At 64.6% G+C, this 12,043-nt stretch carries 11 protein-coding genes; 3 read left to right on the top strand and 8 right to left on the bottom strand.

Translation table 11 applies throughout. The features are described 5' to 3' along the window. Positions 1-98 precede the first annotated feature (98 nt). Complete coding sequence (locus ASD73_RS18665) at positions 99-566, top strand: hypothetical protein (protein WP_056374791.1); 468 nt, start codon at positions 99-101, stop codon at positions 564-566. Here the strand turns inward: ASD73_RS18665 and trmFO are convergent. After that, positions 563-1,909, bottom strand: coding sequence for a methylenetetrahydrofolate--tRNA-(uracil(54)-C(5))-methyltransferase (FADH(2)-oxidizing) TrmFO (gene trmFO / locus ASD73_RS18660; RefSeq protein ID WP_056374789.1), 1,347 nt, complete (start codon positions 1,907-1,909; stop codon positions 563-565). The genes ASD73_RS18665 and trmFO overlap by 4 nt on opposite strands. A gap of 74 nt (positions 1,910-1,983) precedes the next feature. Between trmFO and ASD73_RS18655 the strand changes: the two genes are divergently transcribed. Beyond that, the gene (locus tag ASD73_RS18655) at positions 1,984-2,649 is read left to right on the top strand and encodes a lysoplasmalogenase (protein ID WP_056375274.1); all 666 of its coding nucleotides are present in this window, start codon (positions 1,984-1,986) and stop codon (positions 2,647-2,649) included. Here the strand turns inward: ASD73_RS18655 and ASD73_RS18650 are convergent, their stop codons facing one another. From ASD73_RS18650 to ASD73_RS22860, 4 genes are read right to left on the bottom strand one after another with little or no spacing between them, the layout of a single operon-like run. Continuing rightward, entirely contained in the window at positions 2,650-3,111 is a 462-nt protein-coding gene (locus tag ASD73_RS18650; RefSeq protein WP_056374787.1) for a host attachment family protein, read from the bottom strand. It abuts the gene before it with no gap. Positions 3,112-3,162: 51 nt separating this feature from the next. After that, positions 3,163-4,005: a TauD/TfdA dioxygenase family protein gene (locus ASD73_RS18645; RefSeq protein ID WP_056374786.1), complete on the bottom strand. Its 843-nt coding sequence runs from the start codon at positions 4,003-4,005 to the stop codon at positions 3,163-3,165. Between the two features lie 31 nt (positions 4,006-4,036). Next, on the bottom strand, positions 4,037-5,854 hold the full coding sequence (locus tag ASD73_RS18640; protein ID WP_056374783.1) for a DUF885 domain-containing protein: 1,818 nt from the start codon (positions 5,852-5,854) through the stop codon (positions 4,037-4,039). Positions 5,855-5,882: 28 nt separating this feature from the next. Further along, positions 5,883-6,053, bottom strand: a complete 171-nt coding sequence (locus tag ASD73_RS22860) for a hypothetical protein (RefSeq protein ID WP_156377456.1) — start codon at positions 6,051-6,053, stop codon at positions 5,883-5,885. Positions 6,054-6,081: 28 nt separating this feature from the next. Here ASD73_RS22860 and ASD73_RS18635 point away from each other — a divergent pair, with 28 nt between their 5' ends. Next, positions 6,082-6,642 (top strand): peroxiredoxin, encoded by a 561-nt coding sequence (locus ASD73_RS18635; protein WP_056374782.1) that lies wholly within the window; start codon positions 6,082-6,084, stop codon positions 6,640-6,642. Positions 6,643-6,673: 31 nt separating this feature from the next. Here ASD73_RS18635 and ASD73_RS18630 read toward each other — a convergent pair whose 3' ends face one another. The 3 genes from ASD73_RS18630 to gyrA form a co-directional block, all read right to left on the bottom strand. Then, on the bottom strand, positions 6,674-8,743 hold the full coding sequence (locus ASD73_RS18630) for an amidohydrolase family protein (protein ID WP_056374780.1): 2,070 nt from the start codon (positions 8,741-8,743) through the stop codon (positions 6,674-6,676). 150 nt (positions 8,744-8,893) lie between these two features. Next, positions 8,894-9,205 carry a DUF952 domain-containing protein gene (locus ASD73_RS18625; RefSeq protein ID WP_056374777.1) on the bottom strand — a complete coding sequence of 104 codons (312 nt, stop codon included), beginning with the start codon at positions 9,203-9,205 and terminating at the stop codon, positions 8,894-8,896. Continuing rightward, complete coding sequence (gene gyrA / locus ASD73_RS18620) at positions 9,202-11,877, bottom strand: DNA gyrase subunit A (RefSeq protein ID WP_235534619.1); 2,676 nt, start codon at positions 11,875-11,877, stop codon at positions 9,202-9,204. The genes ASD73_RS18625 and gyrA overlap by 4 nt, the downstream gene beginning before the upstream one ends. Positions 11,878-12,043 lie beyond the last annotated feature (166 nt).

Genomic DNA, 12,043 nt, shown 5'->3' with positions numbered 1-12,043 from the left:
TTTGCCGATTAAAAATTCGCCGCCAATATGGCGCGGTTTGTTGTCGCTATCCGGCGTGTCGTGGTAGCCAGTTGCATCAACCGGCGCGGAGGGGGCGTATGGCAGTTTCCCGTTTTCTGATTGGCGGCGTCGCGAGTGCGCTGTTGCTCACCGGCGGGCTCTTCATGTGGAAGGGCTATACGCAGATCGCCGAGGAAGAGGTGTTGCCCGATCCGCCGCCCGCCTTGCCCGCGATTCCGGTCGCGGCGGCGGGGGCACCCAAGCGCGGACCGGCGCCGCCGGCATTGCCCGCCGCCAAGGAAGCCTCGCGCGAAGAGCGGCGTTTCAATCGCTTCGACCGCGATCGCAACGACCGGATCAGCCGCGTCGAGCTGATGTCGTCGCGCACCGCGGCCTTCCGCAAGCTCGACAAGGACGGCAATAATCTGCTGACCTTCGAGGAATGGGCGGCGGCGACGGGGCAGCCCTTTGCGGGCGCCGACGGTGACAAGTCGGGCGATCTGACCCGCGCGGAATTTTCGACGACCGCGCCGAAACAGGCGGCGAAACCGAAGTGCAGCTGCTAGGCAACGACGCTGTTTGCTTGCCTGATCCACGCCGCGAGTGAAACGCCGGCGCGTGCGGTGTAACCGAGCTTGCGGTCCTTTTTCCGCACATCCTCGGCGAGCGGCGGGAAAAGGCCGAAATTGACGTTCATGGGCTGATAGCTCGCGGCATCGGCGCCGCCGGTGATGTGGCCGAGTAGCGCGCCGAGCGCGGTTTCGGGCGGCGGCGGCGCGAGGTCGCGTCCCGCGAGTTCCGCGGCGGCAAAGCGCGCCGCGATCAGGCCGATGGCCGCGCTTTCGACATAGCCTTCGCAGCCGGTGATCTGCCCCGCGAAGCGGATGTGTGGCGCCGACTTGAGGCGGAGCTGCGCGTCGAGCAGTTCGGGCGAGCGGATGAAACTGTTGCGGTGGAGCCCGCCGAGGCGGGCGAACTCGGCCTTTTCGAGCCCGGGAATGGTACGGAACAGCTCGACCTGCGCGGCGTGCTTCAGCTTGGTCTGGAAACCGACCATGTTCCAGAGAGTGCCGAGCGCATTGTCCTGACGCAGTTGGACGACGGCGTAAGGCCAGCGCCCGGTGCGCGGATTGTCGAGCCCGACGCCCTTCATCGGGCCGAAGCGCAATGTTTCGGGACCGCGCTCAGCCATCACCTCGATCGGCATGCAGCCTTCAAAATATGGCGTGTCCTTTTCCCAGTCCTTGAACTCGGTCTTGTCGCCGTCGACGAGACCCTGGACGAAGGCGTGATACTGGTCCTTGTCCATCGGGCAGTTGATATAGTCCTTGCCGTCGCCGATCGGGCCGACCTTGTCCCAGCGGCTTGCCATCCACGCGACGTCCATGTCGATGCTGTCGCGGTAGACGATGGGGGCAATGGCGTCGAAGAAGGCGAGGGCGTCCTTGCCCGTCGCGGTTCCGATGCTCGAGGCGAGACCCGCTGCGGTGAGTGGGCCCGTGGCGACGATCGTCAGGCCTTCCGACGGCAGCGTATCGACGCGTTCGCGCACAATGGTGACGTTCGGGTGATTTTCGAGCGCATGCGTGACACCGCCCGAGAAAAGGTCGCGATCGACCGCGAGTGCCGATCCTGCGGGCACCTTGTGGACATCGGCCTCACGCATGATGATCGAACCGAGGGTGCGCATTTCGCGATGGAGAAGGCCGACGGCATTGCTATCGCCATCGTCGCTGCGAAAGCTGTTCGAGCAGACCATCTCGGCGAGCGCATCGCCCTGATGCGCCGGGGTCATGTCGCCCCCGCCGCGCATTTCGGAGAGGCGGACCCGAAAACCGGCCTCGGCAAGCTGCCATGCGGCCTCGGATCCGGCGAGGCCGCCGCCGATGATGTGAATGTCGTAGCTCATTTACCGTATCCGTTGACTTGCCCTGCGTGCGCCGCGCACTAGGCCGGTTGAAGACAAGATGCAAAGGGATGACGATGAGCGGGGAACGGACTTGGGATCGGGCGCGCTGGTTGTGGCTGTTGGCGCTGGCCGGCGGGATCAGCTTTTTCGCCGCGGTCTATCTGCGGCTCGATGGCCCCGCCATCTGGGCGTGGAAGACGAGCGGCGTCGGCTTGCTGGCGGTTTGGGCGGCGGTGAATGCACGCGAAAAAAATGGCTGGCTGATCGCAGCCGTTCTCGGTTTCGGCGCGCTTGGCGATTATTTGCTCGATGCGAAGGGGCTCGAGACGGGCGCGGTGGCGTTCGTGATAGGGCATGTCATCGCCATCGCCCTGTATCTGACCAATCGGCGAGCACAGGTGACACCGTCGCAGCGCCTTCTAGGCTGGCTGGCCATGCCCGCCACGCTGGTGATCGTCTGGGCGATGCTGAGCCCCGCGGCGGGCTGGTGGCACGCCGCCGTCTATTCGCTGTTCGTCGCAGCGATGGCAGGGGCCGCATGGACCAGCCGCTTTCCGCGTTATCGCACCGGGATCGGCGCGATGATGTTCCTGGCCAGTGATCTTTTCATCTTTGCGGGCGAGGGCGGGGTGCTGTCCAAGGACGTCACGATGTGGCTCGTCTGGCCGTTCTATTTCGCAGGGCAGGCGTTGATCGCATGGGGCGTCGTCGGCACGCTCGCGAAGGAAGCGCGCGGCTAGTCAGGAAGGAGGCGCCGCTTCGCCGACGAGCAGCGCTTCGATGTCCGCGACCGGGCGATCGGTCATCTCCTTGACATGCTCGCCGACGAGGCGGGCGGTCACTTCCTTGTGCCAGAGCGGGCGCAACTCACCCATCGTGCGCGCGGGCGCGATCACGACCAGCGCGTCGAATTTCCCGGCGAGCGCCATCGCGTTGATCTTTTCAGCGAGGTCGCGTGCGAAGCGGTCTTCCTCCTGCTGGTGGAAATCGGGTTCGCCCATCGTGCCGCCGCTAAGGCCGGTTCCGGCGGGGGCGGGCGATTGGCCAGAGGCATCGGTCTTGATGTCGCTATCTTTGCGATCGTCGCGTTCCTGATGTGACGTGGTGCGCAGATCGATCTGCCGCGCGTCGCCTTGATTGCGCAGAAACAGGGCTTTTCGGCCATCGGCGACAAGAACGAGGGTGTTGGGGGCGAGAGTCATGATGTTGCTCCTTCTACGGCAAGCAACGCATGGGCTATCGCCGAAGTTTCTCTATCCGTCCCACGCCGCAATCGTCGTACGGTGGAGCAGGCGGTCGTAGCCGTCATAGCCGCCGGTCGCGCGATGAAGGACCGATCGATTGTCCCACATGATCAGCATGTCGGGTTCCCATACGTGGCTGTAGCGAAACTCCTCGCGCCCCTGCCACTGGATCATTTCGTAGAGCAAGGGCAGGCCCTCGGCATCGTCGAGGCCGTCGAAGCCGATGATATAGCCCGCGCAGCCGAACAGACCGAGACGTCCGGTTTCGGGATGCGCGCGGACGAAGGAATGGAGCTGCGTCTCGAGCGCCTCTTCGCCCGAGCGGATGTCCATGCTGCGATCCTTGTCGTTCGCACCGTACATGCCCGAGGGGGCGTAGCCGGCGCGGGCGCTGTGGATCGCCTGCAGCCCCTCAATGCGCGCGCAGAGGTCGGCGGGCATCGCGTCGAGCGCGGCGTGCTGGTTCGAAAATTCGGTGTTGCCGCCGACGGGCGGGATGGTGATGCCGAACAGGCAGGTTCCCGCGGGCGGGCGGGCCTGAAAACTCCAGTCGCTATGCCAGTTCTCGGCGAAGAGCGGCGCGGTCTCGTCGGCCTTTCGCTTGACGGCGATGATATGCTCGTGGCCCGGGATTGGGCGGATGAACGGATCGTCGCCGAAGCCGCCGAAATAGCTGGTGAAACGCTCAAGATCGTCCTCGCTCATCTTCTGATCGGGAAAGGCCAGGACATGATGGTCGAGCCATGCCGAACGAATCTCGGCAATGATCTCAGCGTCGAGCGGATGCGTCAGGTCGACGCCGGTCACGCGCGCGCCGCACGCCTGACCGCTGGGGGTGATGGTAAGCGTCATGACGCGATGCTGCGCCGATCGGGACGCGGGGTCAATCGGACGCGGCGATCCAGCGGTCGATCTGCGCTTCGAGCACCGGCAGCGGCACCGAACCCCGGCCGAGGACGATCTCGTGAAACACGCGCTGGTCGTATTGTGCGCCCAATGCCGTCCGCGCCCGGTCGCGCAATGCGAGGATGCGCTGCATTCCGACCTTGTACGAGGTCGCCTGACCCGGGGTGACGAAATAGCGGCGGATTTCGGAGCGGATCTTGCCAATCGGTTGCGGCGAATTGGCGGTATAGAAGGCCAGTGCCTCCGCCTCGCTCCATCCCTTGGCGTGGATTCCGGTGTCGACAACCAGACGGATTGCGCGCCAGATCTCGCGCCCAAGCCGGCCAAAATCGCTGTAGGGGTCGGTGTAGAAACCCATCTCTTTCGCGAGCCGTTCGACATAGAGCGCCCAGCCCTCGCCATAGGCGCCGTAGAAACAATTCTTCCGGAACTCGGGCGTGCCGGTCATTTCCTGCGCAAGCGCGATCTGCATATGATGGCCGGGGTGGCCTTCGTGATAGACGGTGCCTTCGATTTCATAGGTCGGAGTCGCGCGCGTGTCGGCGAGATGGACATAAAAAATGCCCGGCCGCGATCCGTCGAGCGCCGCGGGCGAATAGTGCGCCGCGCCGCCCGGCTCCTCGCGAAACGCCTCGACGCGCTTGACGATCAGGTCGGCCTTGGGCAGCCGTCCGAATTGTTCGGGCAGCCGCGCGCGCATGCCGGCAAGATAGTCCTCGGACTTCTTGAGATAGATCGCGCGGCCCGCGTCGTCGTTCGCGACGTAGAAGCGGTCGTCGCTGCGCAGGAAGACGAAGAAATCCTCGAGCTTTCCTTCAAATCCGATTTTCGCCTTCAGCGCCTCCATCTCGGCGCGGATGCGCGCGACCTCCGACAGGCCGAGTGTGTGGATGTCTTCGGCAGTCATGTCGGTCGTCGTTTGCAGGCGCAGCATCGCGTTATAATAAGCCACGCCATCGGGGAGCGCCGCTGCGCCGCGCGGTTCGGCCGACGCCCTGGACCGGTCGGCGGTGAGCCATGCGCTGAGCCGGTCGTAAGCGGGCTTCATCGACCCGGTCATCGCCGCGGCCGCCTGCGCGATGTAGCGATCGGCCGCGGCGGCGTCGATCTTTCCGGCGGTCACGAGGCCTGTCGCCTTCGTCTTTGCATCGGCGAACAGCGCATTGTCCGCACCATCGCCGAACGGCGCCCCGGCGGTAAGACGCCCGACGAGTTCGATCGACTGGTCGTAGGCGAAGGCGGGCATGCGCACGCCCTTCGCTGCCGACGCCTTGGCGCGATCGAGATAGGCGTCGAGCGTCGGGCCGAGCGCGGTGACCCGCGCGATATAGGCCTCCATGTCGGCAGGCGTGTCAACGCGGTGCTGGTTGATCAGGAAATTGGGCAGACCGGTATGCGGCCCGTTGCGGTCGAAGATGTAATTATGCCCGCGCCATTTCGTCGACGCCTCGGCGCGCTCGAGCTCGAGCACCCACATGTCGTAGGAGACCCGCGCGTCCTCGCCGAGTTTCGCGCGCTCGAACTGCCGCTTCATCGCGGCAACATTATCCCGGCGCCACTTGAGGCGCGCCGCGGCCGCCGCATCGCTGGGGTCGGTGAGCCGATCCTGCTGTTCCTTGCGGCCGAGCTGGGTTAGTTGTTCGGGATCGAGCGCCAGCTCGGCCTCGAAAGCCGCGTCGAGAAAGGCGGTGAGCGCCGCGTCGCTTGCGCCTCCCTTGGCTGCCGCGCGCGCCGCGGGTGCCGCAACCAGACTGGTTGCCAGCGCCCATGAGAATTCCCGTCGTGATAGCCGCACCGGACCCCTTTCTCTGTTATTTTCAGAATCATCGGTAACGCGATTGGCGTCGGACGGCCAAGGCTAAATTGGCCGGTCGCTGCCAGGCCGCCTTTGGCGCGTCCGTGCAGCGCGGACGATCGATGTAGACGCCGCCATATTTTTTCATCATCTTGATCCGGCGCCGCAACTTTTGCCCCATGCCGGCGAATATGGACATGCTCCATGTCCAAGCTGGAGAACCTCAGATGAAAACCCTGATGAAGATTGCGATGTCGTTTGGCCTTGGTCTGTCACTCGCGGTCGTTCCGGCGCAGGGTATCGCCGCCCTCCAGCAAGGCGCGAAGGCGCCCGACTTCACCCTGAATGCTGCGCAGGGCGGTAAACCCTTCGTCCTGTCATTGAAGCAGACGCTGAAGAAGGGACCCGTCGTGCTCTATTTCTTCCCTGCTGCCTTTACGCCGGGCTGTACGATGGAAGCGCATCTGTTCGCCGAATCGAGCGACGACTTCAACCGGCTGGGCGCCCGCGTCGTCGGCGTCACGGCCGGCAACATTGAACGCGTCGCGGAATTTTCGAAATCCGAATGCCGCGACAAATTCGCCGTCGCCGCCGACCCGGGCGCGAAGATCGCCGCGAAATATGATACCGTCCTTCAGCGTCCGAACCAGCCGGCGATCTCCAACCGGACGTCGTTCGTCATCGCGCCGAATGGAACGATCCTGCTGAGCTATACCGACAGCAAGCCGCAGGCACATGTCGAAAAGTCGATGGCGGCGGTTCGTGCGTGGAAGGCTCGGCAGCGCTGATTTGGGTTCGGGCGTCGATAGCAGTCAACCTCTACTTCGGCGTGCCGCTGTAGCCCGCGGCTTTCCGCAGTTCGTTTGCGTCCATCACATAGCCGTCGCTGACGACCGTCACCACGCGGCGGAGCGCGCCGAGGTCGGTCGAGGGGTCGCCGTCGACTAAAACCAGATCGGCTTCCTTGCCCACCGCTATCGAGCCGGTGCGCTTGTCGGCGCCCACGACGCGCGCAGGGACGATGGTGGCGCTCTGGATAGCTTCGGCGGGGCTGAACCCGGCCTGCCGATAGATTTCGAGTTCGCGGATCAACTCGATCCCCCAGCCGTCGGTGCCGGCGACGATCGGCACGCCTGCCTTGTGCAACCGGCCGACGAGCTCGACCATTTTCGCGTAGCTCTTGCGATAATCGTCGCGCGTCAGTCCTTCGACCAGCGGATAGCCGCCGGCGGTGAACACCGAGCGTTCGAGGACGGGGGAGATGATGCCCATATAGGGTGCGTAGGCCGGCTGGGGTTGCCCGCCGTCTTGCGTCAGCATGCCCTCGAAGATGACGATCGTCGGATCGACGAGCGTTTTCTTGGCCGCAAGGTCGGCGACGAAGCGCGACATCACGGGGCCGTCGAGGTCGACATCCTTGAAATAGCGCGCCGGCCCTTCCACGCGTTGCCGCGTGTTCGCCTTGTCGATCACTTCGCGCGGCATCGACTCCATCACCACGAAATTGAGGTGAGTAAGTTCGTCATAGCCCGCAGCGACGGCTTCGCTCGGTTTCATCGTCGCGGGGACATGGCCGTGGACATGCAGGCCAAGGCGGTGCGCCTCGGCGGCGGCGGGCGCGATCCACGCCGGATTCATCGAGGTGTAGAATTTGACGCCCCACAGCCCGGCATCCTTGACGCGCCGCACCGCGGCGATGGCCTCTTCGGCGCTGCTGACCACCTCGGCGCCCTGCGCCGCCAGCGGATCCTTCTTGTCGATGATGACCGAAATGAAGGGTTCGCCCATCAGCAGGCTGCCGTCGGCGCGCCGCTTGGTCGCCTCGACCGCACGGTCGAAGGTCGTCCCGGGGCTGCGGAAGCTGGTGATCCCGTTGGCCATGTTCGAGAGCACGTCCCAATCGTCGCCGATGTGAAGATGGCTGTCCCAGATGCCTGGCACCAGCGTCTTGCCGCGCCCGTAGATAACCTGCGCTCCTGCGGGCGCTTTCAGCGATCCCGCCGCGCCGATGGCAGCAATCTTGCCGCCTTGGGCGAGCACCGCGCGGGCGGGAAGGAACACGCCCTTGTCGGCGTCGAACAGCTGGACATTGTCGAACAGCACAGGAGCTTTCGCGGCGGGCGAAAGGAAGCGTTTGGCGATGCCGGCGACGGCTTCGGCGGTCGCCGCTTCCTGTGCGTTGCGCAGCTGTTTCAGCGCCCCCTCATATCCCGCCGGGATCACCGAGATATAACTGATGTCGGCGAAATAGCGCTTGTTCTCATCGAGCCAGACGGGGAGCGGCGAGGGCAGGATGCCGCTGACGAAGGCGAGCTGGACCTTCTTGGGGCCGCCGGGCCCCTGGATCGTGTGCACCGGGCCAAGGGTCATCCGACCCTTGCCGCTCGGCAGGAAATTCAGCCCGGCGTCGCCCGCCGCGGCGAGCGCGTCCATCAGCGGGGCATTCGCGATGCCGACTCCGCCGGCTGGGATGTACCAGCCACCGGCAGTCGCTTCGCCCGAGTCATTCGCCGTTTTCCAGGTCGCGCGGCCGTTCGCGATGCGAAACTCCTCGGCGGCGTCGCCCGAGGTGGTGACACCGCGGACGGTCAGCGCCTCGATTGCGCCGCCGGGCCCAAAGGTCGTGACCTGATCCATCTCGGTGATCCAGCCGCGCAATTCCTGCGACCAGCGATAGGCGGTGCGGCCGTCGGGAAGCTGCCAGCGCCACTGGCTGCCATGCTGGCCGGCTTCGGACACGACCACATATCGTACCGCGTCGGCGGGTGGCTTCAGCAGCTGTTCCTTGGGGACGGGTTTCGATTGCGCGACCGGTACGGCCGTTTCATGCGCATAGGCGGGGCCGGATGCGGCCGAGGCCAGCAGGGCGGCAATCAAAACGAGGCGCATCTTCTATCTCCCCATGCACGGACGGTGCAAAGCCCGACACTGGTAGGAGTATTTCGGCGCGCGAAGCAAGATGCGACCAACGCAGACGGGCGTTCGACCAAAAGGGTATCGCTCGCGCGCCAGTATTCGCATCCCTTCGCAGGGCGAGGATTACTGGTCGCGCTTCTGCAACCCCACCACCGCGTGGATCGGCAGTTCCGCATAAATGTGCGGGAACAGTTCGCCGCCGCGCGCCGGTTCCCAGCGGATCGCGTCGCCGAGGCAGATCAGGTCCACCTCGGCGATCATCAGGCAGCTTTGCCCGGCGAAATATTTGGCGATCGTCGTTTCGAGCTGCTCGGCGGTCGACAGGTGGATATAGCCGTCGGCGATATCCACCGGAGCGCCGCGGAACACGCGTTCGCGCTCGAAATCGGCCCATTGCTGCTGTGTCAGCACCTTAAAGGCCGTCGCGGCGGTCATTCGGGCGCCGCCTCGGTCGGGGTCTCGGCCTCGGGCGTTGCTTCGCCTTCAGCGCCTTCGACCTCTTCCTCGTCGCTTTCCTCGATCAGCGCCGCCGAGACGACATGCTCGTCCTTCGCAACGTCGAACAGGCGTACGCCCGCCGATCCGCGCCCGATGACACGCATCGAATCGAGACCCATACGGATCAGCTTCGCCTGGTCGGTCACCAGCATCAGCTGGTGCACCTTGGTTGCGGGGAAGCTGGCGACGACAAGGCCGTTGCGCGCGATATTGTCGATATTGGTGATGCCCTGACCGCCGCGGCCCGTGCGCCGATATTCATAGGCCGAGGACAATTTGCCATAGCCGTTGGCGCAGATGGTCAGGATGAACTGTTCGCGCGCGGCCAGTTCGGTCATGCGCTCGCCATCCAGCGTCGGTTCGTTTTCATTATCCTTCCATGGTGCGGCGCGCAGATAGGCTTCGCGTTCGTCGCCGCTGGTCCCGACACGGTGCAGGATCGAGAGCGAAATGACCTCGTCGCCGTCGGCGAGGCGCATGCCGCGCACGCCGGTCGAATTGCGGCTCTGGAACTCGCGAACGTCGTCGCCGGCGAAGCGGATCGCCTTGCCCTGGCGCGTCGCGAGCAGCACATCGTCGCTTTCGTCGAGCAAGGCGACGCCGATCAGGCGATCGTCCTCGTCCTCGCCCTCGAACTTCATCGCGATCTTGCCGTTCGAGGGCACGTTGGTGAAAGCGTCCATGCTATTACGACGCACGCTGCCCTTCGCGGTTGCGAACATGACGTGCAGCTTGCCCCATTCGGCCTCGTCCTCGGGAAGCGGGAGCACGGTCGAGATCGTCTCACCCTGCGCGAGCGGAAGCAGGTTAATCATCGGGCGACCGCGCGTCGCGGGTCCGCCTTCGGGCAGGCGCCACACCTTCATGCGGTACACCTTGCCCGCGGTCGAGAAGAAGAGCACCGGCGTGTGCGTCGAGGTGACGAACAGCTCGGTGACGACATCCTCGTCCTTCGTCGCCATGCCGGCGCGGCCCTTGCCGCCGCGGCGCTGAGCGCGGAAGGTATCCAATGGCGTGCGTTTAATATAGCCGTCGAGGGTGACGGTGACGACCATCTCCTCGCGCTCGATCAGATCCTCGTCATCGATGCCGTCGGCGGCGGGGGCGAGCAGCGTGCGGCGCGGCGTCGCGAATTCTTCACGCACCGCAACAAGCTCTTCGCGCATCACGCCATAGAGTTTGACGCGGTCGGCGAGGATCGAAAGCAGTTCCTCAATCTCGGTCGCCAACTCACCGAGTTCCTTGCCGATTTCATCACGGCCAAGCGCGGTCAAACGATGGAGGCGAAGGTCGAGGATGGCCTTTACCTGCACTTCAGAAAGACGGTAGGTGGCGCTTTCCTCCATCTCGCCCTCGATCGCTTCGACCAGGCGGATGTATGGCGCGATTTCACCGATCGGCCATTCGCGCAAGAGCAGCGCTTCGCGGGCGGCGGCGGGCGAGTTCGAGCCGCGGATAATGCGGACGACTTCGTCGAGATTGCTGACCGCGACGACGAGGCCGAGTAAGATATGCGCTCGGTCGCGCGCCTTCGCGAGTTCGAACTTGCAGCGGCGGGTGATCACTTCCTCGCGGAAGGTGATGAAGGCCGAAAGAATGTCCTTCAGCCCCATCATTTCGGGGCGTCCGCCCCGGATCGCGAGCATGTTCGCGGGGAAGCTCGACTGCGCCGGGGTGTGGCGCCAGAGCTGGTTGAGCACGACCTCGGCGGTCGCGTCGCGCTTCAGCTCGATGACGACGCGCACGCCTTCGCGGTTCGATTCGTCGCGAATGTCGGCGACGCCCTCGATGCGCTTGTCGCGCGCTGCCTCGGCGATCTTCTCGACGAGCCCCGACTTGCCGACCTGGAAAGGAATCGACGTCAGAACAATCGATTGGCGGTCGTTCCGGCCTTCTTCGATGATGTGCGTCGCGCGCATCATGATCGAGCCGCGGCCCGTGGCATAGGCGTTGCGCGCACCGCCCTGGCCGAGCATCATCGCGCCGGTCGGGAAATCGGGACCGGGGACAATCGCCATCAATTCTTCGAGCGTGACCGGCTCGCCGCCTTCGAGCTGGCGGTCGATCATCGCGAGCGTCGCGTCGATGATTTCGCCGAGGTTATGCGGCGGGATATTGGTCGCCATGCCGACCGCGATACCGCCCGCGCCGTTGACGAGCAGGTTCGGGAATCGCGCCGGGAGCACGGTGGGCTCTTCGCGGCTCGCGTCATAGTTGGGCTGGAAGTCGACGGTGTCCTTGTCGAGATCGTTCAACAGCACCATCGCAGTCTTGGCGAGGCGCGCTTCGGTGTAACGCATCGATGCGGGCGGATCGGGGTCCATCGAGCCGAAATTGCCCTGACCGTCGATCAGGGGCACGCGTAGCGACCAGTCCTGCGTCATGCGCGCGAGCGCGTCATAGATCGCGCTGTCGCCGTGCGGGTGGTAGTTGCCCATCACGTCGCCAACGATCTTCGCCGATTTCTTGTACGGACGCCCCGGAATGAAGCCGCCTTCCTGCGCCGCATAAAGGATGCGGCGATGAACCGGCTTCAGCCCGTCGCGTACGTCGGGGAGCGCGCGGCTGACGATCACGCTCATCGCGTAATCGAGGTAGCTCGTCTTCATTTCGTCGACGATGTTGATCGGCGAAACGCCATCCTCGGACGGCGGCGTAGGCGTATTTTCTTCGGTCAAGACCCGGCCTTTTTTCTGCTTTTCGGGAGATGATTTTTTTCTAGCCGATGGTGGGTGGAAAGGCCAGCGATTCGGTCATTTTTCCCGCATTTTTTTG

Origin of the sequence: Sphingopyxis sp. Root154, from assembly GCF_001427105.1 — a bacterium.
Lineage (GTDB): Bacteria > Pseudomonadota > Alphaproteobacteria > Sphingomonadales > Sphingomonadaceae > Sphingopyxis.
This window is presented reverse-complemented; position numbering and strand designations above follow the sequence as displayed.

Bases quoted from the DNA above. Each gene is read 5' to 3' on its own strand.
- ASD73_RS22860 (WP_156377456.1), bottom strand. From the start codon at position 6,053: ATGTCCATATTCGCCGGCATGGGGCAAAAGTTGCGGCGCCGGATCAAG.
- ASD73_RS18665 (WP_056374791.1), top strand. From the start codon at position 99: ATGGCAGTTTCCCGTTTTCTGATTGGCGGCGTCGCGAGTGCGCTGTTG.
- ASD73_RS18625 (WP_056374777.1), bottom strand. From the start codon at position 9,205: ATGACCGCCGCGACGGCCTTTAAGGTGCTGACACAGCAGCAATGGGCC.
- ASD73_RS18645 (WP_056374786.1), bottom strand. From the start codon at position 4,005: ATGACGCTTACCATCACCCCCAGCGGTCAGGCGTGCGGCGCGCGCGTG.
- gyrA (WP_235534619.1), bottom strand. From the start codon at position 11,877: ATGAAGACGAGCTACCTCGATTACGCGATGAGCGTGATCGTCAGCCGC.
- trmFO (WP_056374789.1), bottom strand. From the start codon at position 1,909: ATGAGCTACGACATTCACATCATCGGCGGCGGCCTCGCCGGATCCGAG.
- ASD73_RS18650 (WP_056374787.1), bottom strand. From the start codon at position 3,111: ATGACTCTCGCCCCCAACACCCTCGTTCTTGTCGCCGATGGCCGAAAA.
- ASD73_RS18630 (WP_056374780.1), bottom strand. From the start codon at position 8,743: ATGCGCCTCGTTTTGATTGCCGCCCTGCTGGCCTCGGCCGCATCCGGC.
- ASD73_RS18655 (WP_056375274.1), top strand. From the start codon at position 1,984: ATGAGCGGGGAACGGACTTGGGATCGGGCGCGCTGGTTGTGGCTGTTG.
- ASD73_RS18635 (WP_056374782.1), top strand. From the start codon at position 6,082: ATGAAAACCCTGATGAAGATTGCGATGTCGTTTGGCCTTGGTCTGTCA.